General features: G+C 46.6%; 24 protein-coding genes and 1 tRNA gene. 6 read left to right on the top strand and 19 right to left on the bottom strand.

Going from position 1 to position 26382, the window contains the following annotated elements:
* The 4 genes from dnaJ to hrcA form a co-directional block, all read right to left on the bottom strand.
* On the bottom strand, window positions 1-1161 hold the full coding sequence (gene dnaJ / locus CZ360_RS12850) for a molecular chaperone DnaJ (protein ID WP_077534619.1): 1161 nt from the start codon (window positions 1159-1161) through the stop codon (window positions 1-3).
* A gap of 80 nt (window positions 1162-1241) precedes the next feature.
* Window positions 1242-3098 (bottom strand): molecular chaperone DnaK, encoded by a 1857-nt coding sequence (gene dnaK / locus CZ360_RS12855; protein WP_077534620.1) that lies wholly within the window; start codon window positions 3096-3098, stop codon window positions 1242-1244.
* A 46-nt stretch (window positions 3099-3144) separates the two neighbouring features.
* Entirely contained in the window at window positions 3145-3678 is a 534-nt protein-coding gene (gene grpE / locus CZ360_RS12860; protein WP_077534621.1) for a nucleotide exchange factor GrpE, read from the bottom strand.
* Window positions 3679-3694: 16 nt separating this feature from the next.
* The gene (hrcA, locus tag CZ360_RS12865; protein WP_229408058.1) at window positions 3695-4735 is read right to left on the bottom strand and encodes a heat-inducible transcriptional repressor HrcA; all 1041 of its coding nucleotides are present in this window, start codon (window positions 4733-4735) and stop codon (window positions 3695-3697) included.
* Between the two features lie 246 nt (window positions 4736-4981).
* Here hrcA and CZ360_RS12870 point away from each other — a divergent pair, with 246 nt between their 5' ends.
* Window positions 4982-5488 carry a YcxB family protein gene (locus CZ360_RS12870; protein WP_077534622.1) on the top strand — a complete coding sequence of 169 codons (507 nt, stop codon included), beginning with the start codon at window positions 4982-4984 and terminating at the stop codon, window positions 5486-5488.
* A gap of 104 nt (window positions 5489-5592) precedes the next feature.
* Here CZ360_RS12870 and tnpA (CZ360_RS12875) read toward each other — a convergent pair whose 3' ends face one another.
* Both tnpA (CZ360_RS12875) and CZ360_RS12880 read right to left on the bottom strand, forming a co-directional pair.
* Window positions 5593-6054, bottom strand: coding sequence for an IS200/IS605 family transposase (tnpA, locus tag CZ360_RS12875; protein WP_077534623.1), 462 nt, complete (start codon window positions 6052-6054; stop codon window positions 5593-5595).
* Window positions 6055-6236: 182 nt separating this feature from the next.
* Window positions 6237-6533, bottom strand: coding sequence for a sporulation transcriptional regulator SpoIIID (locus tag CZ360_RS12880; protein WP_077534846.1), 297 nt, complete (start codon window positions 6531-6533; stop codon window positions 6237-6239).
* A 146-nt stretch (window positions 6534-6679) separates the two neighbouring features.
* On the opposite strand from CZ360_RS12880, the gene nagA reads away from it, so the two are divergent.
* Window positions 6680-7801, top strand: coding sequence for an N-acetylglucosamine-6-phosphate deacetylase (gene nagA / locus CZ360_RS12885; RefSeq protein WP_077534624.1), 1122 nt, complete (start codon window positions 6680-6682; stop codon window positions 7799-7801).
* 41 nt (window positions 7802-7842) lie between these two features.
* On the opposite strand, the gene mutY is transcribed toward nagA, so the two are convergent.
* Window positions 7843-8898, bottom strand: a complete 1056-nt coding sequence (gene mutY, locus CZ360_RS12890) for an A/G-specific adenine glycosylase (RefSeq protein ID WP_077534625.1) — start codon at window positions 8896-8898, stop codon at window positions 7843-7845.
* Window positions 8888-9232: an MGMT family protein gene (locus tag CZ360_RS12895; RefSeq protein ID WP_077534626.1), complete on the bottom strand. Its 345-nt coding sequence runs from the start codon at window positions 9230-9232 to the stop codon at window positions 8888-8890. Before CZ360_RS12895 ends, mutY begins: the two co-directional genes overlap by 11 nt.
* 351 nt (window positions 9233-9583) lie before the next feature.
* Here CZ360_RS12895 and CZ360_RS12900 point away from each other — a divergent pair, with 351 nt between their 5' ends.
* A complete protein-coding gene (locus CZ360_RS12900; RefSeq protein ID WP_159438301.1) occupies window positions 9584-10774 on the top strand; it encodes a Card1-like endonuclease domain-containing protein in 1191 nt (396 codons plus the stop codon).
* 58 nt (window positions 10775-10832) lie between these two features.
* On the opposite strand, the gene CZ360_RS12905 is transcribed toward CZ360_RS12900, so the two are convergent.
* The 5 genes from CZ360_RS12905 to CZ360_RS12925 are packed head-to-tail and all read right to left on the bottom strand — an operon-like array spanning window position 10833 to window position 15257.
* The gene (locus tag CZ360_RS12905) at window positions 10833-11321 is read right to left on the bottom strand and encodes a deoxycytidylate deaminase (protein WP_077534628.1); all 489 of its coding nucleotides are present in this window, start codon (window positions 11319-11321) and stop codon (window positions 10833-10835) included.
* A gap of 59 nt (window positions 11322-11380) precedes the next feature.
* Entirely contained in the window at window positions 11381-12712 is a 1332-nt protein-coding gene (locus CZ360_RS12910) for a tagaturonate reductase (RefSeq protein WP_229408060.1), read from the bottom strand.
* Between the two features lie 23 nt (window positions 12713-12735).
* On the bottom strand, window positions 12736-13470 hold the full coding sequence (locus tag CZ360_RS12915) for an acyl-[acyl-carrier-protein] thioesterase (protein ID WP_077534630.1): 735 nt from the start codon (window positions 13468-13470) through the stop codon (window positions 12736-12738).
* Window positions 13471-13482: 12 nt separating this feature from the next.
* Window positions 13483-14286 (bottom strand): Cof-type HAD-IIB family hydrolase, encoded by an 804-nt coding sequence (locus CZ360_RS12920; protein WP_143530256.1) that lies wholly within the window; start codon window positions 14284-14286, stop codon window positions 13483-13485.
* A 20-nt stretch (window positions 14287-14306) separates the two neighbouring features.
* Window positions 14307-15257 carry a D-2-hydroxyacid dehydrogenase gene (locus tag CZ360_RS12925; protein WP_077534632.1) on the bottom strand — a complete coding sequence of 317 codons (951 nt, stop codon included), beginning with the start codon at window positions 15255-15257 and terminating at the stop codon, window positions 14307-14309.
* Between the two features lie 341 nt (window positions 15258-15598).
* On the opposite strand from CZ360_RS12925, the gene dinB reads away from it, so the two are divergent.
* Together dinB and tnpA (CZ360_RS12935) are read left to right on the top strand one after the other, a co-directional pair.
* Window positions 15599-16855 carry a DNA polymerase IV gene (gene dinB, locus CZ360_RS12930; RefSeq protein ID WP_077534633.1) on the top strand — a complete coding sequence of 419 codons (1257 nt, stop codon included), beginning with the start codon at window positions 15599-15601 and terminating at the stop codon, window positions 16853-16855.
* Between the two features lie 169 nt (window positions 16856-17024).
* Window positions 17025-17486 (top strand): IS200/IS605 family transposase, encoded by a 462-nt coding sequence (gene tnpA / locus CZ360_RS12935; RefSeq protein WP_077532218.1) that lies wholly within the window; start codon window positions 17025-17027, stop codon window positions 17484-17486.
* Between the two features lie 132 nt (window positions 17487-17618).
* On the opposite strand, the gene CZ360_RS12940 is transcribed toward tnpA (CZ360_RS12935), so the two are convergent.
* The 3 genes from CZ360_RS12940 to CZ360_RS12950 all read right to left on the bottom strand — a co-directional run bounded on the left by CZ360_RS12940 (window position 17619) and on the right by CZ360_RS12950 (window position 20089).
* Window positions 17619-19223, bottom strand: coding sequence for a Na+/H+ antiporter NhaC family protein (locus CZ360_RS12940; RefSeq protein WP_077534634.1), 1605 nt, complete (start codon window positions 19221-19223; stop codon window positions 17619-17621).
* A 98-nt stretch (window positions 19224-19321) separates the two neighbouring features.
* Window positions 19322-19708, bottom strand: a complete 387-nt coding sequence (locus CZ360_RS12945) for a sulfite exporter TauE/SafE family protein (RefSeq protein WP_077534635.1) — start codon at window positions 19706-19708, stop codon at window positions 19322-19324.
* Between the two features lie 21 nt (window positions 19709-19729).
* Window positions 19730-20089 carry a sulfite exporter TauE/SafE family protein gene (locus CZ360_RS12950; RefSeq protein ID WP_077534636.1) on the bottom strand — a complete coding sequence of 120 codons (360 nt, stop codon included), beginning with the start codon at window positions 20087-20089 and terminating at the stop codon, window positions 19730-19732.
* A gap of 123 nt (window positions 20090-20212) precedes the next feature.
* Here CZ360_RS12950 and CZ360_RS12955 point away from each other — a divergent pair.
* Window positions 20213-20288 (top strand) — tRNA-Gln (locus CZ360_RS12955).
* Window positions 20289-21159: 871 nt separating this feature from the next.
* Here CZ360_RS12955 and CZ360_RS12960 read toward each other — a convergent pair.
* The 3 genes from CZ360_RS12960 to CZ360_RS12970 are packed head-to-tail and all read right to left on the bottom strand — an operon-like array spanning window position 21160 to window position 26360.
* A complete protein-coding gene (locus CZ360_RS12960; RefSeq protein ID WP_077534637.1) occupies window positions 21160-22107 on the bottom strand; it encodes a sugar phosphate isomerase/epimerase family protein in 948 nt (315 codons plus the stop codon).
* Window positions 22108-22111: 4 nt separating this feature from the next.
* Window positions 22112-23323: a hypothetical protein gene (locus tag CZ360_RS12965; protein WP_077534638.1), complete on the bottom strand. Its 1212-nt coding sequence runs from the start codon at window positions 23321-23323 to the stop codon at window positions 22112-22114.
* A gap of 10 nt (window positions 23324-23333) precedes the next feature.
* Window positions 23334-26360: a type 1 glutamine amidotransferase family protein gene (locus CZ360_RS12970; protein WP_077534639.1), complete on the bottom strand. Its 3027-nt coding sequence runs from the start codon at window positions 26358-26360 to the stop codon at window positions 23334-23336.
* Between the last annotated feature and the right edge of the window lie 22 nt (window positions 26361-26382).

The raw sequence follows: 26382 nt of genomic DNA on the forward strand, positions 1-26382 counted from the left end.
CTATTTATTAAAATTATCCTTAATCCGTTCAAAAAATGATTTGCGTTTTTCATAATTTTTGTCATTTAACGATTCGTCAAACTGCTTAAGCGCCTCTAGCTGTGTTTTGTTTAAATTTTTTGGCACTTCCACCACCATGGTGACAAACTGGTCTCCGCGTCCGCGCCCGTTTAAACGCTGAACGCCCTTCCCTTTCAGCCGGAATACCGTCCCGGGCTGCGTTCCTGCCGGCATCGGGTATTCTACCTTGCCGTCTATAGTCGGAACTACTAGTTTATCTCCTGTGACTGCCTGGCAATAGGTAACCGGAATGTCGCACCAGATATCAAACCCATCACGCCGGAACAGAACATCAGGGCGGACAGTGACTGTGACTGTCAAATCTCCTGCCGGGCCTCCGTTAGAGCCTGCGTTCCCCTGTCCTCGGACCGCCAGCGTCTGGCCATCATCAATTCCCGCCGGGATATTGACCTCAATGGTTTTGGTGCGCGACTGTTTTCCAGAACCGCCGCAGGTTTTGCAGGGATGGTCGATAACCGTACCCTTTCCTCCGCAGCGGGAGCATGGACGAGAGGTTTGAATCACGCCCAACGGCGTCCGCTGGGAAACGCGCACCTGTCCCGTTCCGTTACATTCCGGGCAGGTCTGCGGGCTGTGTCCTGGTTCACAGCCGTTGCCATGACAGGCGTCGCAGGTTTCCTGACGGGTAACCCTCACTTCCTTGCGCGCTCCTTTACAAGCCTCAAAGAAATCAATGATCAGGCTTGTATGTAGGTCGGCACCTCTTCTCGGCGCATTCGGGTTTGCTCTCCTGCTCCCTCCGAAACCGCCAAAGCCGCCTCCAAACATATCAAAAATATCGCCGAGGTCGCCAAAGTCAAATCCGCCGCCGAAGCCGCCTCCATAACCGCCGCTACCGGCACCGTAATTCGGGTCAACGCCCGCGTGCCCGAACTGGTCATACCGCGCCTTTTTATCAGAATCCGACAACACCTCATAGGCTTCGTTTACTTCTTTAAAATTTTTTTCCGCTTCAGCATCGCCCGGATTTAAGTCCGGATGATATTTTTTGGCCATTTTGCGGTAAGCTTTCTTGATTTCATCATCGGAAGCGCCCTTTTGCACACCGAGCACTTCATAATAGTCTCTCTTATCAGCCAAGCTGTATACCCACCTTTTCTACAACAGTTTGCAGTTAGAGGATTCCCTCTAACTGCAAACCCTGCCTTCTTATGAGGAAGTTATTTGTTGTCATCGTTCACTTCTGTGAAATCGGCGTCAACATAATCGGCATTCCCGCCGGCCGCCGCGTTCGGGTCAGCACCTGGTGCTCCCTGTGCGCCAGCCTGGGCTTGCTGAGCCTGCTGGGCAGCAGCATATACCTTTTCGCTGATTTTATAGAAGGACTGCTGCAGTTCTTCCTGTTTTGCTTTGATCGCGTCGTAATTTTCGCCCTTTAATTCTTCTTTGAGCGCATTGATTTTAGCTTCTACATCAGCTTTTTCATCTGCAGATACCTTGTCGCCTAATTCGCCCATTGTCTTTTCACACTGGAAGATCATCTGGTCGGCGCTGTTGCGGATATCAACCTGCTCTTTATGCTTCTTATCTTCCGCCGCAAACTGCTCTGCTTCCTTTACAGCCTTGTCAATATCATCCTTGGACATATTGGTAGAAGCAGTAATGGTGATCTGCTGTTCCTTGCCTGTTCCAAGATCCTTTGCGGATACGTGTACAATTCCGTTTGCGTCAATATCAAAAGTAACTTCAATCTGAGGAATTCCTCGCGGAGCCGCCGGGATTCCATCCAGGTGGAAGCGTCCCAGGGTTTTATTGTCTTTTGCGAATTCACGTTCGCCCTGCAGGATATGGATTTCAACAGAGGTCTGATTGTCCGCAGCGGTGGAATAAACCTGTGTTTTCTTGGTCGGGATTGTGGTGTTCCGTTCAATCATTCTGGTGCAGACGCCGCCCAGGGTTTCGATCCCCAGAGACAGCGGAGTAACGTCCAGAAGGAGCAGCCCCTTGACTTCCCCGCCAAGAACACCGCCCTGGATCGCCGCGCCGAGCGCAACACATTCGTCCGGGTTGATTCCCTTAAACGGGTCTTTGCCGATGATATTCTTGACAGCGTCCTGAACAGCCGGGATACGGCTGGAGCCACCAACCATCAGTACCTTATCCAGCTCGGAGGTGGAAAGGCCGGAATCCTGAAGAGCCTGACGGACAGGCCCCATGGTTGCTTCTACCAGGTCTGCGGTCAGTTCGTTGAATTTCGCACGGCTTAAAGTCATATCCAGATGTTTCGGGCCTGTTGCGTCCGCAGTAATAAACGGGAGGTTAATCTGGGTGGTCGGCATGCTGGAGAGCTCAATTTTTGCCTTCTCAGCAGCTTCCTTCAGCCTCTGCATTGCCATATTGTCGTTAGACAGGTCAATGCCGTTATCGCGTTTAAATTCAGCAACCATCCAGTCGATCACTCTCTGGTCAAAGTCGTCGCCGCCCAGACGGTTGTTCCCGGCAGTCGCCAGAACCTCCTGAACGCCGTCGCCCATTTCAATGATGGAAACGTCGAAGGTACCGCCGCCGAGGTCGTATACCATGATTTTCTGTTCCTGTTCCTTATCGACGCCATATGCAAGCGCTGCGGCAGTCGGTTCATTAATAATACGTTTTACTTCCAGGCCGGCGATTTTACCGGCGTCCTTGGTTGCCTGGCGCTGCGCGTCGGTGAAGTAAGCCGGAACAGTAATAACCGCTTCCGTTACCGTTTCGCCCAAATAGCTTTCCGCATCCGCTTTCAGCTTCTGCAGAATCATTGCAGAAATTTCCTGAGGGGAATATTTTTTCCCGTCGATATCCACTCTGTAATCAGTACCCATATGGCGTTTGATCGAGGTGATGGTACGGTCATGGTTGGTAACAGCCTGACGTTTTGCCACCTGTCCTACCATTCTTTCGTTTGTTTTGGAAAAAGCGACCACAGAAGGAGTGGTTCTCGCGCCTTCCGTATTTGCAATGACAACAGCCTCGCCGCCCTCCATTACAGCAACGCAAGAGTTTGTAGTACCTAAGTCAATACCAATGATTTTTCCCATAATAATCTTCCTCCTAAAATATCTATTTTGTAATAAGCTTTATCTTTTATGGATTCGCTACAACCACCATCGAATGGCGGATCACGCGGTCTCCAATTTTATAGCCCTTCTGAAACACCTGGCAAACAGTGTTTTCTCCAAAGTTTTCATCCTCTACCTGATTGACCGCGTTGTGCACCTGCGGGTCAAAGGTTTCTCCTTGTGCCGGAATTTCTTCCACACCCAGCTTTTTGAGCGCCTCGCTGAACTGGTTGAAGATCATCTCAACTCCCTGCTTAAAGGTTTCATCCGCACAGTCGGTTTGAAGGGCGCGTTCAAAGTTATCCAGCACTCCCAGCACAGCCTCGACACAATCTGCCTTCGCATAGCCGTAAAGCTCGTCTTTTTCCTTGGACGTTCTCTTTTTGAAGTTGTCAAATTCGGCCATCTGGCGCAGAAGCTTGTTTTTCAGCTCTTCATTTTCTTTCTGCAGGGCTGCCAGCTCTTGGTTGGTCTCCTCAGCCGCTTCATCCTTCACTTCCTCTTCTACAGTATTCTCGGAAGCCGTTTCCGTCTTCAGTTCTTTTTCTTTTTTCGCCATCTCCTATATTCTCCTTCTATTTTTCTTCTTCATGCAGAATATCGGAGAGAAGCTTTGTCACGCTCTCTGAAAAATACTGCATGTACGGTATTACCTTCGCATAGTCGAGCCGCAGCGGGCCGATAATCCCAAGCGAACCGCCTGGAGCTTCCCCAATTTTATAAGGCGAAACCACCATCGAGGAATTGGTAATGGAAAACGTATCGTTTTCCTTCCCAAAAATCACCTTGATTCCGCTGAACGCATTGGAGAGAAGCCTCGCGAGCTCCTGCTTCTCATTTAAGAAGCGGATAATCTCTGTACTGTTCATATTTCCCGCCTCAAGCAGGCGCTGCTCCCCTCGGATATTAATGCTGTTTTTCGTAAACTCCTCGCTCAGCTCATACACCGCATACAAAAGCGGGGAAAGAGAGATCATATAGCTCCCAAGGGCAATAGCCAGGTTTTGGAGCATGGCCGGCGTGAGCTCCTCAATATTTGTTCCCGTCAGGTTCTTATTGACGAATTCCGCAAAAAAGCCAAGCTGCTCATTGGTTAAATCAAATTCCAGGCGGCAGATCTTATTTTTAATCGCCCCGGTAGAAGTAATGATCAGCAGCGCATAGAGACGTCTCCCGGCGGGGATAACCTCTACCCGGGTAATTACGGAAAAATGCGGCATATTATTGCTGTTCACCACAGTAAGCTGCGTCAGGTCGGACAGCACCTGTACCGCATTATCCACTACGTTTTCTGCAGTGATCCCATTCTGGGTCAGTTGTTCGTCAATCTCACGTTTTTCCTTGGCAGACAAAACATGCGGATGCATCAGCCTCTCAATGTACAGGCGGTATCCCAGATAAGTCGGGATACGCCCGGCAGAAGTATGCGGCTGTTCCAAAAGCCCCAGCTTTTCCAGAGCGGCCATATCATTTCTGACCGTTGCGGACGAAACATTAATTTTAGAATTGGCAATAATGGTTTTTGATCCAACCGGTTCTCCTGTCCTGATATACTCATTTACAATCGTTGACAGCACCAACAGTTTTCGGTCATCTAAGCTCAATTTTTTCACCACCTGTTTTGCCGCTTATCACATCTTACAATCCTTTTTCAAATTTTAGCACTCAACATCTTTGAGTGCTAACTATAATTTACCACTCTGTATCCAATCTGTCAAGGTTTCTTTGAATAAATTTTGTAAATTAAATTTTAACATTTTAAGATAACTTTTTTCATCGGGCTTTTTTGTACTGTTTAGGATTGAAAATGATTTTAAATTTGTTATAATAGAATTATTGTTTATAATTGGAGGCTTTTCATTATGATGGGTGAAATCCGAATTCAGACAACCCTGACAGAGCAGGATGTCAAGCGTACGGCATATTATAATGTGATTTTCCGCAATGTTTTAATGCTGGTTCTCTGCTGGGTTCCCTTTGCAGGCGGGCTGCTCTGCCTGATTTTCCAAGATATTGTCCGCGTCCATTATCTTCTCTGTATCGCATTTATGCTCTATCCGTTTATTATGATGGCGCTGCTGCTGCGCAGAGTTCGGCAGCTTATCGCGAAGCGGAAGGAATCAATCGGCCAAACCTTTCTCATGACCTTTGACGATGAGCAGATCACATTACATAGCGAAGCCGAACAGCTTGAGCTTAACTGGAGCCAGATCAACGAGGTGCGCGAGCTGCCCGACCTGCTGTTATGCTATACTTCTGTGAGGCGGATGCTCTATCTCCCGAAACGCGATATGACAGAGGATCAGATCATCGAGTTCCGCAGTATGATCCGCAATCATCTGTCCTACAAAAAATACCGTTTAAAGTAAATATCCGCCGGCAAAGCCGGTGGGTTTGCAAAGACGCCTGAAAGGCTCTGAGACTGGCAGCGCCTGCAGGCGCTTTTTGCGGTCTAACACCTGCGAAAGAATTGCTACTTGCTACCCGTAAACGGGTCTGCGTATTCCTTGAGCGTCAATTGGTCGTGCAATGCATCTTTTTTAAGCTGATTTTGTATGTACTCTGCAATCTTCTTTGTGTTCTTCCCAACTGTATCCACGTAATATCCTCGGCACCAAAAACTTCGGTTCCCATATTTGTATTTCAGATTTCCGTGTCTCTCGTGGATGAGAATACTGCTCTTTCCTTTGAGAAAATCCATGAATCCTGCCACACTTTCTTTTGGCGGGATTTCTACCAGCATATGAATGTGATCCGGGCACACTTCTGCCTCTACTATTTGGATCCCTTTCCAGTTGCATAATTCCCGCAGAATTTTCCCGATCTCTGCTTTGTGTTCTCCGTAGAATAATTTTCGCCGGTATTTTGGGGCACACACGATATGATATTTGCAGTTCCACGTTGTATGTGCTAAACTCTTATTGTCATTCGTCATCCGAATGTCCTCCTTTTGGTATTCCTGTGCAGTTGTCAGGCCGCACTTTTATCTTACCAAAAGGAGTTCCTTTTTCCTACGCAACGCTAAAGCTTTTCCAGAACCCCCGGCACAGCCGGGGGTTCTCTCTATACAAGAAAGGGGAGCCGGCAGACAAATTGTCTGCCGGCTCCCCTTGGTTCCTATTTACCCACCGAAGCCGCATGGCCGATTTTCCGGTATTTCTCCCGGGTAGCCAATCCGCCGCGAATGTGCCGTTCCTGTTTATTCTGTTCCAGGATTTTCTTCACTTCCGTATAAAGCGCATGATCCAGGGAGGATAGCCGCGTAGTCACATCCTTGTGGACTGTGCTTTTACTGATATGGAAAGCCTTTGCAGTACTGCGTACCGTTCCTTTATGTTCTAATATGTATTCCCCTAATTTCAAACATCTGTCCTCTAAAAATTCTGCCTGCTTTCTCAAGTGATCTCCCCTCATATCCATTGTAGTTTGTACATCATATGCAAAAAAGCCTGTACTTATGTGGGAAAATACTATTCTTTTCCAAAATTAAGGTGTATAATAAAGATAAATTTTACTTACCGAAAAAATCCTATCGATAGGAAGGGAGCCTTAACAAAACTATGATTTTTCAGAATGCCTCTGTCTTTTACCGTGGAACATTCCAACGACTTGATTTAAAGACGAACGGTGCGCTGATTGAAGAAATCGCGCCCCATATTCCAGGGAAACCGGCGCTTGACTGCTCCGGGAAGCTGCTGATTCCCGGACTGATCGATATCCATACGCATGGATGCGTTGGTTTTGATTTTTCTACTGCTTCTCCGGAAGAAATGGAAACCATGCTGAAATATTACCAGAAAAACGGAATCACCTCTGTCTGTGCCACCACTATGACCATGCCGTCCGAGGGTTGCAGGCGGGCAGCCCGGAATATTGCCGGGGCGGCAAAGCAGGCAGGCGGCAGCCGAATCATCGGAATCAATATGGAAGGGCCGTTTTTAAGCCGGCAAAGGAAAGGCGCGCATGACGAACAGTATCTGACTGCGCCGGACAAAGCACTTCTGGATGAATTTAACCGTTTGTCCGGCGGACTGCTCAAGATCATTAACCTAGCGCCTGAGCTTGACGGCGCGATGAAGATCATTGACGACTATCACAGCGAAAAGGTCATTTCAATCGCCCATACCGCCTGCGGCTATGAAACCGCGCTGGAAGCGTTTGACCGAGGCGCAGACCATATCACCCACCTGTTTAATGCTATGAACGGACTGCATCACCGCGATCCCGGGATTATCGGCGCGCTTTCAGACCGGGATGTCTTTGCTGAGCTGATTTGCGACGGAATTCATATCCATCCGGCTGTGATCCGACTGATGTTCCGTCTCTGTGCCGCTAAAATGGTAATGATATCGGATTCTATGTGCGCGTGCGGGCTCTCGGACGGACAATACCAGCTCGGCGGGCTGGATGTAACTGTTGTAAACCGGAAGGCAACGCTTTCGGACGGAACGATTGCCGGTTCCTCCACAAACGTTTACCAGGGTATGCGGAACGTGATCGGGTTCGGCGTCCCGGCAGAGCAGGCAATTTTAAGCGCAACGCTTCTTCCCGCCAAATCAATCCGGTGCGACAGCGATTATGGAAGCCTGGAGGTTGGAAAGCATGCCGACCTGCTCCTTCTGGATCAGGATTATCAAGTTGAGGCCGTTTATCAGGATGGTAACCTTTCATCAGAATTATGATAAAAGCCGGGACAAATTCGAAAATTTGTCCCGGCTTTCGTTTACTTTTCCCATTCTTTGAGCAATACCGTCTGAAAAGCTTTAAAAGCATTCGGCAAAGGATAGCCCGCCGCCATCTCTTCCCTGGAAACCCAAATAAGTCCCGGCGTTTCTTCCTGAAGCAGAGCAGAATATCCTTCCATAACCCATTCCACATGAGTAAAGATATGCTTCGCTTTTTTTAAGCGCTTGATTTCTAAAAGCGCCGCACCCTTTTTATATAGAAAACGCCCGGCCTCTTCCGGAGAAAGATGGCCCTCGACGTTAGGAAATTCCCACAATCCGGCAAGCAAACCGGAATCCGCGCGCTTCGCAAGAGCCGCTTTCTCTCCGCACCGAAGGAGAAAAACCGTTTTTTGCTCTACCCGTCTCGCCTTTTTTGCCGCTTTGACAGGCAGTTTCCCCTCCGTCCCATGCTGATGCGCCAAGCAGCAATGGGACAATGGGCACAGACCGCAAAGCGGAGCGCCGTTCGGCACGCAGACCATCGCGCCTAGTTCCATCAGCGCCTGTGTAAAATCGCCTGGCTGCTGCCTCGGATAGATCTCTTTTAAGCGTGAGGCAAAATCCCGTTTTACCTTCGCCTGCGTAATATCATCGTCGCTTTCCGTCACTCGGGAGAGCACCCGCAGCACGTTGCCGTCCACAGCCGGCACCGGCAGCCCAAACGCAATAGAGGCAATCGCGCCGGCTGTATATTCCCCGATTCCCGGAAGCTCCCTCAGTGCTTCAAAAGAGGCCGGAAGCTCTCCGTCATACCGTTCCATCACAATCCTGGCAGCCTTTTGCAGGTTTCGCACCCGGCTGTAATATCCAAGCCCTTCCCATAGCTTTAAAAGCTTTTCCTCCTCGGCCCCTGCAAGGGAAGCGATATCCGGAAGCTCGGACATAAAGCGCTCATAATAGGGTTTCACCGCTTCCACTCTGGTTTGCTGGAGCATAATCTCTGAAACCCACACCCGATAAGACTGCGGGTCGCTCCGCCAGGAAAGCTCCCTGGCTGATTGACGGTACCAGGCAAGTAAGGGCTGCACGATCTCTATTAAATTATCCTTCATCAAGCTTTCGTCCCCCTTCTGTTTCGCCGTTCCAACGGTATTTTTTCATGTCGACCTGGCCCTCGGCAATAAAGGCCACCCCTTCCGCCTCCAGCAAAGCAATCTGACGGTTTTCCCCTCCAAAAATAAAGGCGGGCGATACATATCCAAATCGGTTTACTACCCGATGACACGGGATATGCTCCGGATCGGGATTGACATGCAGCGCATAGCCCACGACCCGGGACCATCGGGGATTTCCGGCCAGCAGAGCAATCTGCCCATAGGAGGCCACCTTTCCGTAAGGTATCTTTTTTACAATTTCATAAATTTTTGTAAAGCTGTTGTTTTTCATTCTTTATACCATGGCCTTCGCCGGGGCGAAAGCGCTCCTTTCTCACAAATTGAATCAGTTTTGCACAAAAACTCAGTTTGCAAAGGATAGCCGCCCTCCATGCTGATTCCCGTTCCTGTTCTGCGTCCCGTTTAGAATGAAAGCAGCCCCTGGCGGGAAACTATAAAGGCAAGAAGCTGAGAACAGAAGAGCAAACGTTTCATCTGCTTCAGTATACCACAAATTTATTTTTCTTTCAAAATATTACATTGATTTACAATCCTCCCCAAAAATGGTATGATGAAGAAAACGCCTGTTTGAAAGCAAGCTTGTAAAACCGGCAAAAACATCCGGAAAGGAATGTCGATTGTGATGAAAACAATCATTGAGCTGTTCGACCGGGAACCCATCGAGAATGTCCTGGGTATGTTGATGATGAATCCACAGCAGGTGGTTTTCCTCGGCGATAAGAAGATTATGCGGGAATACCGAAAGGAAAGTATCCTCCGTTTTGCCAAGCAAAGAGGACTCCAGACCAAAATCTCTTTTTATCATTATGACTATGCGAACTACCAAAATATTATGGACACCTATCAAAGGGTGGTTCAGGCAAACCCGTCCTGTGCCTTTGAGGTTACCGGAGGAAAAGAAATTCCTTTGTTAGCGGCCGGAGCGTTTTGCCTTGAGCAAAAAATTCCAGTCTATTATTTTGATTACCGTTCCAAAAAATTCCTCAATGTATTCCAAAACAGCACCTTGCCGGAAATCTCTCTGCCAAAGCTCACTGTCCGGGATATCCTGACCCTCGCGGGTGGCTCTATGATGCGCCACGGCCATTTTAACCAGGAATACCGTTCACCGGAAATGCAAAGGGATATTCTCTCAGTCTGGGATATTTATAAAAAGCACCGTCAGGAATGGGGCGCCCAGACCACCTTTTTCCAGCAAATTCAAACGGAGGATGAGCACACCCTTGCAGTATCTGTCCCGGAGAAGCTCAGCGGCAAGGTCAACGCGGAGTGTAATTTTTCTATTATGCAGGCGCTGGCAGAATGCGGCATTATCCTTCGCCTTCACCGCAGAAACGGACAGGTTTCTTTTCAGTTTAAGAATGAGCATCTCCGCAAATGCTTAAGCGATGCCGGCATCTGGCTGGAGCTTTACACAGGCTTGTGTGCGGATCAAACCGAATTTTTCGATGATGTGCAGGTCAGCGTGGTCATTGACTGGGACGGCAGCGACCACGACCCAAATGATACTACCAATGAAATCGACGTAATGCTGGTTCATGAGCTAACCCCCATTTTCATTTCCTGCAAGACCGGCGTCCCTTCTACCCACGCACTGAATGAAATCAAGCTCCTCGCGGAACGGTTTGGCGGAATTGCCGCAAAGGCCGTCCTGGTAACCTCTACAGCCGTATCAAAGGTCGCTCCTGCGACCTACCGCCGCGCCGGGGACATGGGCGTCATGATTCTGGAGGAGGAAGAGCTGTTCAACAAGCAGTTTCCGCAGAAGCTTACCGATATTGCAGAAGGCCGGTTCTGGATGCGCAGGACATAAAATAAACATAAAAGCTCAGCCAAGCGGAGCATCCGCTTGGCTGAGCTTTTGTATAGCACTATTTTTCCACGCCGGCAAAATCAATCACAATCTGACCGACCGACGGTGTAAACTGGCGGAAAGAAACACCGGCAGAGGACATCATCCGTTTCGAGGCAATGGTTTCCTTGGTATCCGCATATTTATCGGACAGGTAAACCACCTCCTTGATCCCGCACTGGATGATCGCCTTCGCGCATTCATTGCACGGAAACAGCGCGACATAGATTTTCGCGCCCTCCAGGGATTTCCCGCGGGTGTTCAGGATTGCATTGAGCTCCGCATGAACTACAAAGGGGTACTTGGTCTGCTCGCCTTCCCTTTCCCACGGATATTCGTCGTCGGAGCAGCCGATGGGAAAACCGTTGTATCCGGTTGAGAGTATAATTTGATCCGGACTGACAATACATGCTCCAACCTGTGTGTTCGGGTCCTTGCTTCGTTTAGCGGCAAGCATTGCAACGCCCATAAAATAATCATCCCAGGAAATATATCCTTCCCGCTTCATCGTTTCTATCATTCCTTTCCCTTGTTTTAAATTCCGTCGGATATCGGACTGTTTTGTATTTATTTCTCCAGCACCATCTGGTAGGCCGCTTTCATACCGTTCTGCAGAATCGCGTTATAATACGGCGCGACAATATCATAATAGCGGGACAGATCCTCGCCCCAAACTGCAGTGTCCGCAAGGATTGCGGAAAGCGGCGCTTCTTTCAGAACATGGATATACTCTGCCCTGTCGTTTGGCTCCCGAAGCCGGTAAAAGGCCAGCAACGCCGCTAATGAGAACAAAAGCCCATGCGGCTGTAAGTGGAACATTTTCTCATATTCCCGAATCGTCGGCAAAACCCGCACCTTGAATTTGCTGACCGAATTCACCGCAATGTCGGCCAGATGATGCCGGATATATGGATTTTGGAAACGTTCCTCCACAGAACAGGCAAAGGCAAGCGTCTCCTCGTTTTCTCCCAGCGTTGGGACAATCTCCTCAAACACGCACCTTCGGAACAGCCTGTGTACCGTTTCATCCTGCATACATTCCAGCACTGTTTCCAGTCCAAACAGGCTGGCGCCCAACACCATCGAGGTATGCCCGCCGTTTAGGATTCGTACCTTTCTGAGCTTGTACGGTGTGATGTCGTCCGTCCAGACAACGTTCAGGCCCGCTTTCCGGAACGGCAGCTCCTCCTCATAATTTCCTTCCACTGCCCAGAGATGGAACGGCTCAGCCGTATTCAAAAGGGCGTCCGGCCCTCCTAACTTTTTCTCCCATTGCTCCGCTTCTTCTGCCGGGAAGCCGGTGCAGATCCGGTCAACCAGCGTATTGCAGAACCGATTCTCCGTTTCTATCCACCGAATAAAGCCCTCTCCCAGCTTCCACCGGCGCGCATGCTCCAAGACCGCCGAACGCAGGACATCCGCGTTATGGTCAATCAGTTCGCAGGGAAAGATTAAAAAGCCCGGCAGCCCGGACTGAAAACGGTGATGCAACAATCTGCACAGCTTCGCCGGATAGGCTTTCGGCGGACGGTCGTCAAAGGAAGCGGTTGCATCAAACTGAATGCCGATCTCAGTCGTATTCGATATAATAACCCGCATAGCTGGGTTTTCGGCAAGCTTCAGAAAGCCGTCAAAATCCGATTCCGGATTTAGCGCGCGGGAAATGGAGGTAATTCTGTGGCATTCCTCCATGGCCTTCCCGTTCTCAATTCCTCGCAAAACCAGATGATAGACTCCGTTTTGCGCATTGATCCGTTCTGCCGCGCCGCCCGGCGTAGACTGTATTACTACAATCCTGCCGTCATATAGTCCCTGCTGGTTCAGACAGTTGATAAAATAGTCAAAAAAACCGCGCAAAAATCGTCCTGTACCGAACTGAATGATTGTTTCCCTGTTCACGATAGTCCCTTCTTTCCTTCAGATTAGCATCCGTTTTCAAAGATAGCCTCCGCCTCAAAGCAAGGTTTTCCGTCCCGTTCCCGGATACCCTGAAAATAAAACTGCCCGTCCTCGTTGGTTCCTCTCAGAATCCGCATTTCCTCTCCAAACGGCAGTTCATTATGATAATAGATCACCATTTTTTTCAGCGCCTGTTCTCGCAGCAGCTCCGCCGGAAGATAATTAAAGACTATATCCGCATATTCTGCATTGTTCAGATGACCGTTGATATCAGTCCGTGAGTATTCCGCTTTTACCATGCCGAGCGTTTCCAGCTCCGTTCCTTTTCTGATCGACATGTCAAAAGATTTCTCCGTCCTGTCGACAAACGGAAGCTGAAATTCCTCCGGAGGCTTGCGCAGGATTCGTTTCGTCTGCGTGTCCACCAGAACCCACCGGGTGTCAACACCGGCCGCTTCTTCCCCGGATACTGTCAGGCTGGTATAACGGTTATATACCGCTCTGACCGGAAGGGCGGCAGTGGTATCCAGATGGAGTTGTTCACCAACCGTAATATCTCTGTTGAGTACTAACACAAGCTTAGCCAGCAGAAACGCCGTATGTGTCCTTTCATATAACGCGGCGTCGACGCCAATCGCCGTACAGTTATCCATACTGACCTGTTCAACCTGCCTTAGAATCGAACTGGGCTTCATCCGGTTTAAAAAGTCGCATTCATACTGGCTGACTGTAATATCCTTTTCGAAATGCTGAATCATCCAACTTCCCCTTTATTGAAAACAAACTGAAATCATATGCGCAATGCCATCCATATCATTGGAATGAGTGATAAAATCAGCCGCCTGTTTCACCGGTTCCTGCGCGTTTTCCATTGCAACGCCCAGTCCGGCAAACTGGATCATGGTCAAATCATTAAAGCCATCCCCACAGCAGGCCAAATCCTCCCTTTGATAGCCTAACAGGTCTAAAAGCTGCTGTAGGGACGTCGCTTTGTCAATTCCCTGCGGCATAATTTCCAGAAAAAAAGGCTCCGAACGGTAGAACATCAAATCCGGAAAGCGCTGTTTCATTTTTTCTTCTACCTTTGCCAAATATTCGCCGTCGGCCATCATCAGGCACTTATTTACCGGAAAGGTAACGTACTCTTTGAAATTTTCGATTTTACGCACCTTCAGACCGTTGATTTTCGCTTCATAACAGATGTATTCATCCTCCGGCATCTCGGTAATGACCTCTCTGCCCTCATAGGACATCAAGGCCACGCCGTATTCCTTCGCGGCGTCCGCAAGCGCCGGCAGCCGCTCCTGCGGCAGGAAATGGTCGCAGACCGCCTTTCCGGTTTTATAATCGATAATCCGGCCGCCGTTAAAGCAGAGCAGATAGCCGCCGTGCTCCTTTAAGCGCAGCTCATCCGCAAATTTTTCCAGCCCCGGCAGAGGACGTCCGGAAGCGAGGATGACTTTAACTCCCTTTTCCTGGAGCTGCTCCAACGCCTCCAGTGTTTTCGGTGTGATCCGTTTCTGACTGTTGGTCAAGGTTCCGTCAATATCTAAAGCCAGCAGTTTATATCTCATCGGTTCAGTGACATCCTTTCTTATCTTCTAACCACATTTTTCATTGCCGTGCCTGCGGTAAAAGCTTTTAGATTCTCCGCACAAATTGAGGCGATCCGCTCCAGCGTTTCGGGCAGATGAAAGCCGCCGGTAATATGGGGTGTAATAATGATGTTATTTGCGTTCCACAACGGATGGTCTCCCGGTAAGGGCTCCGGCTCCGTTACATCCAGATAGGCGCCGCCCAGCTTGCCGCTGTTTAACGCCCGGCATAACGCATCACTGTCTACCGAGCTTCCTCGTCCTACATTGAGCAAAACAGCATCCTGCTTCATCAGCGCCAGCCGTTTTTCATTCATCAGATGATAGGTCTCCGAGCTTGCCGGAATGCTGAGGGATACCGCGTCCGCCTGCGGCAGCAATGTCTCCAGACGATCCATAGTATGAAGCTCGTCAACATAATCCGGTTTCTGGTCAAGCCTGCGGCGGATTCCAATGATTCTTGCACCCATTGCCTTGGCCCGCCTGGCAAATTCATTTCCAATGTCCCCAAAGCCAATAACCAGAACAGTTGCGCCGTAAAGCGATTTTACGCCTCCGCCGTCGCTCCATCTCGCCTGCTTCTGTTCATCAAAATAGAAAGGCATCTTTTTATAGAGCATCAGCAGTCCGCAGATCATATATTCAGAGATGGCAAGCCCATAGGCTCCGCTGGCATTGGTCAGAATAGTGTCGGACGATAAAATCCCATCACCCAGGTAATTGTCATAGCCTGCGCTGTTTAACTGCAGCCATTTTAGCTTTCCGCTCTGGCGCAGCATGTCTGTCGGCGGATTTCCGAGAATTACATCCGCCTGCTGAACCTGCTCCTCCGTTACCGTAGAGGGACTCGAATAGGTAAATTCCGCCATTTCCGCTTTCGACTCCAGCATTTTTTTATGTTCTTCACTGGCCGGAAACAACACCAGCACCTGTAATTGTTCCGTATTCATGTCAATTCCTCCTGTCAAGGCCTTAGCCGTTCTTCATCATAAGGAAATTTTCCCGGATCAAACTCCGTTTATCGCTTTTCCAATCCGGGATATCTCCCGAAAAGGAAACTCCCTGGAGCAAACCTCGTTTGCTCTGTGATACCATGAAGCTGCCGGGATAAAAACGGCGATGCCGCAAGGCACGAAAGAGTTCGCTCTGGGAGCTGTTTTTAGGGACGTTAAACGTTCCGATTAACGTTATTATACCATAAAGAGAAACCGTTTACAATTTATCCCTTGATCACTTTTCAGATTTACGCTAAAATAAAATTAGAACAAATTTTCTTTTGGGAGGAATCGGCTTGGAACGCACAATACTGCACTGTGACTGCAACGGATTTTACGCCTCGGTCGAGTGCGTCCATAACCCCAAGCTTCGGGACGTTCCTATGGCGGTCTGCGGCAATCCGGAAAGCAGGCACGGTATCATTCTGGCCAAAAATGAACTGGCTAAGCGCTTTGGCGTGGTTACCGCCGAAACAATTTGGCAGGCAAGAAAAAAATGTCCCGATCTTGTTCTTGTCCCGCCTCACCGGGCAGAATACCTCCGCTTTTCAAAAATGGTGAATCAAATCTATCTGGAATATACCGATATGGTGGAACCCTTTGGAATCGACGAATCCTGGCTGGACGTCACAGGCAGCAGGCGGCTGTTCGGAGACGGCCGGGCCATCGCCAACACCCTCCGCGAACGGATCAAACAAGAAACCGGACTTACCATCTCTGTCGGGGTAAGCTTCAATAAAATTTTTGCCAAGCTTGGAAGCGATTATAAAAAGCCGGACGCGACAACGGTGATTACCCCTGAAAATTTTCAGCAGGTCGTTTTTCCGCTTCCGGTCAGCAGCCTGCTCTATGTTGGGAAATCAGCCGAAAAAATCCTGGAAAAGCTTAGCATCCGCACGATTGGCGATCTGGCCGCCTGCGACCAACGGCAAATTGCCTCCGTGCTTGGAAAGCTTGGTGAAAATATTTGGGAATATGCCAACGGCCTTGACCAAAGCCCGGTGCGGCGATATGACGATCAGCCCGAGGTGAAATCGGTTGGGAATAATATGACGTTCCGGCGCAATCTGACGGGAACAGATGACATTAAGACCGGCATCCTTGCCCTATCTGACAGCGTTGCCGCACGGCTTCGCAAGCACGGGCTAAAATGCCGGGGCGTTCAGGTCATTATTAAAAATCCTGCGCTCCATATCATCTCCCGCCAAAAGCAGCTCGACCACGCTACCGACATTTCCCGGGAAATTGCTGACTGCGCGATGGAGCTGGTGCAATCCTCCTGGGATATCAACAGCCCGATCCGAATGCTTTCCGTTACAGCTATCCAGCTTACCGATGCCGAGGAAGGATTTCAGGTCAATCTCTTTCAGCCTCAGCTGGCAGATCAGCACGAAAAGCTCTCTCATCTCGAACAGGCGGTGGATCAAATCCGCAGCAAGTATGGAAAAGGGGCCATACAAAATGCATTGCTGATGAAAAATGATATCGGCGTCGGATCAGATTCCTTCCGTAAGGATACAGAAACTGAAAACAACAAACCGGCTGGCCATTAAGGCCAGCCGGTTTGTCGTTATTAGTGTCTTTAGACGGTTGAGTGCCAGCGGCACGAAACAGAAAACCACCCGCTATGCGGGTGGGAAACAAAAGGTTAAACCAAAAAAATCACCTTTCGTGGTACAATAAGATGTTCAAGCTTATTGCAAAAAAAGAAAGGTGATTTTAATGGCAAATAAAACAAACAGTTTATCACACACAAAATGGATGTGTAAGTACCACATAGTGTTCATACCGAAATACCGAAGAAAAGCGATATACGGACAGTATAGAGTGGATTTGCAGAAAATCATAAGAACACTGTGTAAATACAAAGGAGTAGAAATACTGGAAGGAAATATGATGCCTGACCATGTACATCTGCTTTTAAGTATACCACCAAAAATAAGTGTGTCAAGTTTCATGGGATACTTGAAAGGAAAAAGTGCGTTGATGATGTTTGATAAACATGCAAATCTAAAGTATAAGTATGGGAACAGACATTTCTGGGCAGAGGGGTACTATGTAAGTACAGTAGGACTCAATGAGGCAACCATACGGAAATACATAGAGGAACAGGAAAAGCACGATATAGCACTGGATAAATTGAGTGTAAAAGAGTATGAAGACCCTTTTAAGGGTAGCAGGTAGTACGAACGCCCTTTAAGGGGCGGCAAAAGCGGCAAAGGCAATAGGCTTGAACAAAGAGAAAGCCAGCGTCTTTAGGCGCTGGTCGGTATCTGCCCCTTATAGGGGCGAGCAAACCACCCGTTTGACGGGTGGTTATGATTGGCTAATTTCTTCCGGTTGATTTACCTTCATCTCAACCTTTATTTTATCATAATCAATCTGATATTTTTTCTTATAAATTCTATTCAAGACCAGCATTGCCGCAGCCATCAGCGCCACGGAAACCACCAACGGAATAATAAAGCTGTTTGTAATACCCATAATCAGGTATCCGATAACACAGCAAGCGGCTACCACCGTCGCATACCAGAGCTGGGTGGAAACATGGTCAATATGGTTACAGCCTGCACCGGTTGACGAAAGGATCGTGGTATCGGAAATCGGAGAAATATGGTCTCCGTAGACCGCACCCGCAAGAATCGCACCCAATACCGGAATCAAGAGCGTCTGTGTTTCCGGGGTGGTGCAGATCGCAGCCCCGATTGGAATCAGGATTGCCATTGTGCCCCAGGACGTACCGGTAGAAAAGCCGAGGAAGCCCGCTACAATAAAGATAATGACCGGCAGGATAAAGACCGGGAAGGAAGAATTGTTGACCCAGTTTCCAACAAATCCTCCTGTATTCAGATAATCCACGTTGCAGATTCCGCCGATTGTCCATGCAAGAATCAGGATAGTAAAGGCCGGTACCATTGATTTGATTCCCTGCGTGATGCTGTCCATAAAGGTACGGAATCCCAAAACCTTTCTCGGCAGATAGAGCAGGAAGGTTACAACCAGGGCCGCAAGGCTGCCGAGGACAAGAGACTGTGCGGAATCACAATTCCCGAAGGATTCTGTGAAACTGCATTCTCCGGCAAAAAATCCGCCTGTGTAAGCCATTGCCAGTACAGTAAAAATGATCAGGGACAGAATCGGGATTACCAGGTCGTAAACCTTTCCCTTTGTAGAAACCTCTTTTGTTCCCAAATCCTCTGTCTGGACGTCTTCAGCCGACGTAGTATGCAAGTCGCCCAGCTCAATCGCGTTTTTCTCGAATTTAGTCATGGAGCCAAATTGGATCTTTGTAACGCAGAGAATTACTACCATAATGATAGTCAGCAGCGCGTAAAGGTTATAGGGAATCGTGCTGATAAAGGTTGCCATCCCATTTTCTGCGCCCGCGTCCTGCATATAGGAAGCGACAGACGCTCCCCAACTGGAAACCGGAGCAATAATACAAATCGGCGCGGCGGTAGCATCCAAAAAGTATGCAAGCTTTGCGCGGGAGATACGATGCTTGTCCGTAACCGGCCGCATGACCGTCCCCACAGTCAGGCAGTTGAAATAGTCATCAATAAAGATCAGGCAGCCCAGCGCGCAGGTAGCCAGAGAAGCTCCTTTTCTGGTCTTTATTTTCCTGACAGCCCAGTTCCCGTAGGCACTGGAGCCTCCGCCTCTCGTAACGACAACAACTAATGCTCCTAAAAGGCCGAGGAAGATGAGGATATTGGCGTTCTCCCCTAATTTGCTTCCCATCACCTCAAAGGTTGTGACCACCATTTCCACCGGATTTCCTCCGCTGTAAATCAGCGCGCCGGCAAAAATACCGATCAAAAGCGAGGAAATGACCTCTTTTGTAACCAATGCAAGAATGATTGCAATTAATGGCGGGGCAATCGACCATATGCCCGCGTTTACTGCCTCTAATGCTTCCATAAGTACATTCCTTTCTGTCAATAAACTCTATTGTCTAAATATAGCATCTTTATGAATAAATTGCAAACAAAATGCATGATTTTGTAATAATTTGAAATCTATCCTTCCTCTTTTTGTTTATTTTTCCCAGATTTACGATGAAATAATTCTTTCAGCCCGATCAACAAAATAAATCCGCCAAATAATTTGGATAAAAGTTCTTCCTCAATCACACCGGAAAGGAATCCCCCGATTAAAACGCCGATAATACCTACTACAATCGCTTTGAGCAAAACCTTTTTTTCAATAAGCTGGTTTTTCAGATGGAGAATTACAGACAAAACAGCAATTGGTAAAAAAAACACCAAATTGGTTAATTGCGCATCTAACTGGGAAAGCTGAGTAAAGAGCGTTAAATAGACCAGCAGCACAAATCCTCCTCCTAAGCCCATCGAGGCACAGATTCCGGACAGCAGGCCCGCCAGAGCTAAAACAACGATATCCATATCCTACCGCCATTCCTTTCCTTATCCGAGCAAATGCCTGATGCCCGAATAAACAATGATTGCGCCAAAAATCCGGCGCAGCAAATCCTGGTTGATTCTTTTGAGCAGTTTTGAACCGATCAGCGCGCCAATTAGTCCAAACGGCACCAGCCACACCATCATATGCCCGTCCACCTGCACGCCCCGCATCCAGTAGAGAATTGCCGTCGCAGCACTGAGCGGCAGAATAATTGCAACCGAGGTGGCGTGGGCCTTCTGAGGGGCAAGCTCCATCTGCTCCAGCATCGGAACAACTGCTACGCCGCCTCCGGCTCCAAACAGTCCATTCAGGACTCCGGATACCGCTCCTAATATAATTGATCCGAATTTATGCTTTTTCATCCTCCGCTTCCCTTCCGTTTTTTATTAGTATAAGTCGTTTGGAAAAAAATATAAAAAAGTGTTGACAAATTCTTTTCCTGCTGTTATAATATATCTTGCTGTTAAACAAAAGCTTTATACTATTGGGGTATAGCCAAGCGGTAAGGCAGCGGACTCTGACTCCGCCATTCCAAAGGTTCGAATCCTTTTACCCCAGCCAATTAGAATAATTCAATAAGCTTATTCAGAAAATTGGATAGGCTTATTGAATTAATGTAGTTTTCTTCTATATATCCGATTAAATTGATTTCCTGCCGGGTTCCAATTAAGGCACGGCATATTTGCCTTATTATCCTTGTTGGACGCTATCATAGCAATACATCAGTTTCTTATTCTGGTTGTTATCCCGAGGGTATGACCTTTTCACAGGACGTGAGCACATCAAAATCCTGTTGGCTTGGCATATTATTTGTCAAGTTTCAAATAGTATGCGTAAGGTTCAGTTGCGTTCAGTCTCTTGCTTTCTGCAAGGTTGTGTTTTGAACGTATTGCCTTACGTTTCAATTAGTTGTAGATGGTCGCCAAACCAGATTACAGCTAATGGGATGGTTTTTTGTTAATAGTTGGTTATTTTTGATATAATAAGCCTGATGACATGCTTTGTCAAGGGCTTATTTTTATTTTTCGGGTTTTGGATCATTAATTCAGACTTCTAATCTAACGTAGAAAGTAAATCATAACGCTGCCGGGCTTTTTCTATCTCTGAATTACAATCCGATTCAAATTATCCAGATGTCAATTTACAGTTCAAATAATGATCGTCCTGATATCCTGCGTAGGTATATGCGAAAATGTCTATCTCATTTTGACGGTCAAAACTATGATTTTATCATACAAGTTGTTTCTGAACGGCAAGCGTAAGGTATCCTGAGAAATAGTCTCTTTTTTTCATCTATATTCTCCGGATTTTTTCTTTTAGTTATGTCAAATCGTATAATATACTTGTTTCAAAATTTCTAGAACAAAAAGAGAGTAGCGAATTACTACTCTCCTTGTGTTAATCCAAAACTAGTATATTAAAAGAATTATCCTTATAATGAACACAACAGTTTTTCTCGCTTTCTAAAATAGAAAACGCTTTCTTTTACTAACGCATCCAGAAAGGCAGAATCAGGCTTTCCATTCATTGCAGGATATGGATCTCCGCCAGGCCCCAATGGTTCCGGTGTCACAAAGCACCGTTTTTGGTTATATTTTAACAGATATAGAGCCATAATAATATGATCTATATCCATTGATCCACTACCTAATGCACAGCGGTTGCTATCTGCTAGATGAAGATTCACTAATGCCTCTCCTGCTTCCAGTATGGCTTTACTGATATTAGTCTCTTCTGACTGCATATGATAGACATCTCCATTAATATGCTGTATTCCTGGATGATCCACGACTTTAATATACCGCTTTGCTTCTGCTATTGTATGTACTAAGCTCGTTTCTGCACTTCTCACAGGTTCAATGGCTGCCTTAACACCGTATTTTACAAACAAATCTGCAACAGCTAAAATACTCTCGGTACTCCGTTCCAATTCCGTTGCATCATAGGCTTTAGCACGGCCTACCGCCGCAGGCACAACAAGCAGATATTCTCCACCCATTTCAGCAGTAAATTCGATTTCACGTTTCAAATAATCAATCGCTGCCTGACGATGTCGCGGCAGATTACTGGAAAGATCGCATTCCGGAGAAAACATACCGCATACTCCTCCGCAACTAATTCCATATTCTTTAAGAATCTGTTTTGTTTCTTTTACAGAATATCCTAAATCTACTCCATAATGATTTCCATGCAATTCAATATATTCTATATCGAATTTTTTCAATCGCTTTACAGAAGTTTCTAGCTTTTCAATTCCAAATCCCCAATTACTCCAGGAAAATTTCAATGATTCTTTGAAATACTCCGGATGTTCTTGTTTCATTTTCAAAAATTTCTTTTCGATTTCCTGATGAATTCGTTCGTAATTTTGTAATTCCATATCATCACTCCTTTTCGATTTGCTTTCCTGGCGTTTCCCTGTTTGACGGAAAATGCTTGAGAATTACTAATGGTTCGCATTCGCTTTCATTGATAATCACTATCCCCTTTTTTGCAGCAGGTTCCGATACAAAAAATTCATCGCAGGACAGCTGCCCAAACCGGAGCATGGTTGCCGTTTCACAGCGATATCCTCCAAATCTTCCATATCCCTGTGTTAGAATGCATCCATACGCAAAATGATCTTTAATCAATACATGCTGCCCTGGATAAACAGTTAGTTCTTTTGCGGAAATATAGTCGTTTCCATATGCGATCCATTTTTCAGAGTATTGATCCGTCTCCCGACAAATCATCGGTGGACGGAAATAATGCTTCCGGTAATCTGGATCAATATTTTTGTTCCAGTCCAGCAAACCGATAATATAGTCTAAATTGCTTTTTTCTTCCTCAGGACAATTCTCATCCAGAAATGATCGATCATAAATTTCATTATCACAGATGTTCTCATACACAGAGTTAACATCACTGTTCCATTGCGGCTCATAGGTTAAGCAGGAACCGGGTGCATGGATGACGCCCGGTGGAGTATACCAGCCCGTGCCGAGCTGAATTCGGTATGCGCGGGATAACTCTGTAATCCGAATATCCTCTTTCGTATAATTCTGAAGACGTTCCTTCACTTCATCCTTGGTACAGTCAGGAGAAAATCCAAAATAAGTATGCGGAAAGCTGCCAAGATAGTTATTAAGTTGCGGAGGAAAATAATACGCTTCTGGTTTTCCAATTTTCCCCACCTTTGCAGCAGCTTCAAAGTCCAGATGCAGATGATGAAACAAAGGTCCCTCATAGTCAAAAAATTTGGAGTACATGGGCCAGGTCTGATATTTTTCATATAATTCCTGACCGACCAGTTTCCCTTTCAGTTCTTCCACAAAGTCTTTCAAACTGATTTTATCTCCTATATTTCCGGTAGTGTTAACATAACTGAGGCCTTCATCTGTGGCTGCTTTTTCGCCGTTCATCGCAGTGATAACGGATGAAAACCAACGTTCCTTAATGGAACCACGCTGAGTTCCAAGAGCATAATAATCATCAGGATGCAGTTTCAACCTGTGTCCGGCATTTCCAAAACGCCGAGGTACAAATACCGGAATTAATTCTAAAACTCCGTCCTTCTCCTCATAAACTTTCTTTATCATCTCTTGTTTGGTCATCTTTGTTCCCTCACTTTTCTTTCGTTCTGATAGAGAGCCAATGCATTCTTTGCCACCCCTTTAAAGATACATGCATTTCTCGCTCTGAATACTTTATTGCTAACTCAGTTTTTGCAACTGTACGAATTTTCTGTTCTCTGATGTCATAATCCACTAACGAATAGCCTGAAATGGGTTTTGAACTGAAAACCTCAAACTCAGAGCCAGAAACAATTATTTCCTCATCAGAAATCTGTATTAAAAACAAGGGATTCTCAGAGGTTACAGTTAAATCACCAACTTGTAACGGCTCACCATTCTTAAGCCATCCACGTCTTATTTGATTTTGGTGATTTTGGACCACAATTTTGACAGGCATGTTCCGATCTCGAAGCTTTTGATTCGGAATCCAATCAGTATGCATCGTTTTTTCTTCAGTAGAAAACTGCTCCTGAATGCAGATTTGTCCGTCTACTAAAGGAATACAGGTTTCTGAGTAGCGCTCTATTGGTAATTGTTCAAACAAAACCGGATCACAGACGCCCAATATATTACTGTCATTAAATCCCAGATACCATCTGATTTGTCCCTTTCCAACTGACACAACCTTTCCGAAAGGTGGAATTTCACGATTTTGAGCATAATCCCCATTTTCATCTAACTGCATGTTATCATTGTGTGTAAATACAGTTCCCCCTTGCTTTGCAAAGGATATCAGTTTTTCGTAAGTTGACTGACGATAACCCAACCCATAATATGGGGCAAAGACAGCAATCGTATCCGAAAGATCAAAATCCGCAAAATCCCTGTCATTAACACCCAGAAAAGGAATTCGGTTAGAACGGAAAAAGTCAAAATATTCTTTACAACCTGCTCCGGCCACAGTGTGCTTCGGATAGATAAAAATCACTTGCCTATTTAGTCTCTGGTCAAAAGAGAGACCCGAAAGGAGGGCCGCCCAATCCTGCATGATTTTTCTACCGCGCCTCGGTGTACCGTCCGGATGGACTGCACAACCCAGTTCCAAATCCCAATAATCTACAAATCCCCCCTGATACCTACAGTTAGTGTGGCTCATATTCCAATTCCACGGCATAAATCCACTTCCGCCAAATTGCAGTGTCCAAGCAATGCTTTTATTCATCACCTTTTCTAAATCTTCTTCTCCCTCAGCAACACAGGAGGTAGGAACCCATGCTTCCTGCAGCAAACATGGCTTTCCAGTTCGAAATACATTGTAGGTTTTACAGCACGGAGTATGAATGGAGTGCCAATCAGCAGACTCTCCCAGTGCAATGCTGTCATCCGAAGTATAAGTTCCTATTCCTAGAATCTGATTCTTCTTTCCAAAGACAGTTCTCATATCCGATAACCAATCAGAAGCCTCGTTCATTGATACATTCATTTCATTACAAATATCCCAGGAAATTGAGACACAATCTCCAAATCGTTCCATCATCTGATTAGCAAACGCCTTTTGAGCTGTCCGATAAGTACGGACTCTGGTCATCCTTGATGACTGAGTCCAGTGTGCAGGATTCCCCATGTCGGCCCCTGTCTGTGTATAGACAGTAGGCATAAAGATTAGGCCAAACTCTGAAAACAGCATAACATGTGCTTCTAATGCGCGCAGGTGCCGCTCACTAATCTCAGGACCCGTTTCAAAAGCCTGATAAAAATTATGGTAGGCTTCGTCAAACACTTCTCCCGGCATTACCCGAAACCATCCCGGCATAAAATAGTGAGTTCTGACAAAGGTCATTCCATGCGTGTTCATATCATATGCATCTTTTGCAACACGAAGTGGATTCGGATTATGCCATGTCAATACATATTGGTGACGATCCTGCCAGTTTGTTCCGCTGACCCATCGAGAAGATTCTATGACTTGGTCATCGCTCAGTTCATCAAAGTAACATCCATTAACCTGAAATCTGCGTGTATGCTTTACTATTTCAGAATCCCAGCAAACAACTGCTGATTCTACAAAATCACGAATCTTTTGATTTTGGTCAAGCAATACAAATCGAATTGGCTGTAATAAACTATTTTCTTTCCATGCTATATCCACCTTCCAGTTTTTCTCCTGGCAGCTTACTTTACAAGGATGCCATGCAATCGAGCGATTCATCTGATAGTCTTTTTTGGTCTGTTCCGCACAATATGCAGCTATTTCCCATCCATCCGGTAATGGGCCAGTCAACGCAACAGATGGATGAACTGTCTCACCTCTATGTACGGTAGCACTCTCCAGTTCAATTTCCTTCAAATTAGCTTCACTGCACATCCAACGATAGATTCCGTCATAAATCTCCATCGGCAGTTCAGATTCCATCTCTCCACAAAAGACAACCCAGGGATGGCATAACACTGTTTGATCCTTTTGGTAGGGATTCCCAAAATACTTTACTAACTGTAAGGTCGGCAGATAGTGCTCTCCATTCGGTGTATTAACCCAACCGGCCGTAATGGTTTCACGACAGATGGGACGTCCATGGTAGGAACGACTGTCAATTAGCGTCAATTCGGGTTTAAAAATTTCTAATGGAATCGTCGTAGAAAAATTAACTCCTCTTCTTGGAAAATTTCCTTGAAAAGATATATTTCCTATCATATCAGGATCGAACTCCTGCCTACATTCAAATGTCCCCTCCGGATATGGCGGATCGAAAGTAACAATTCCCAGACGTGCACGAAATACGTCTATCGGCATTTCAAGGTTTCCCCATCCTTCATGGTTACGAATATCACCTAGTGTACGGACTACCTCAATCCAATTTCCATCTTGAAATTTCACCGCGGTATCAAATGGAAGTCCACCTATATGAAGCAGGCCGCCTCCACGGCTAAAAAAGGAATAGATTGCTTCTTCTAATACGATCGGATAAATCTCACCATGTAAATTATAAAAATAGTCTCCTTGTATCCCATGTTTCAAAATTTCTTCTATACCCGCATATTCTATTGTGATTTCTGGATAACGTCGCAAAATATCTAATGTAGTCGGAATCGTGCCTCTTTGTGGCATCCCCTGTTCTCTTAGTACTATGATTTTCATTCTCTCATTCCTTTCAAAATAT

Origin of the sequence: Massiliimalia massiliensis, assembly GCF_900155615.1 — a bacterium.
Taxonomy (GTDB): domain Bacteria; phylum Bacillota; class Clostridia; order Oscillospirales; family Ruminococcaceae; genus Massiliimalia; species Massiliimalia massiliensis.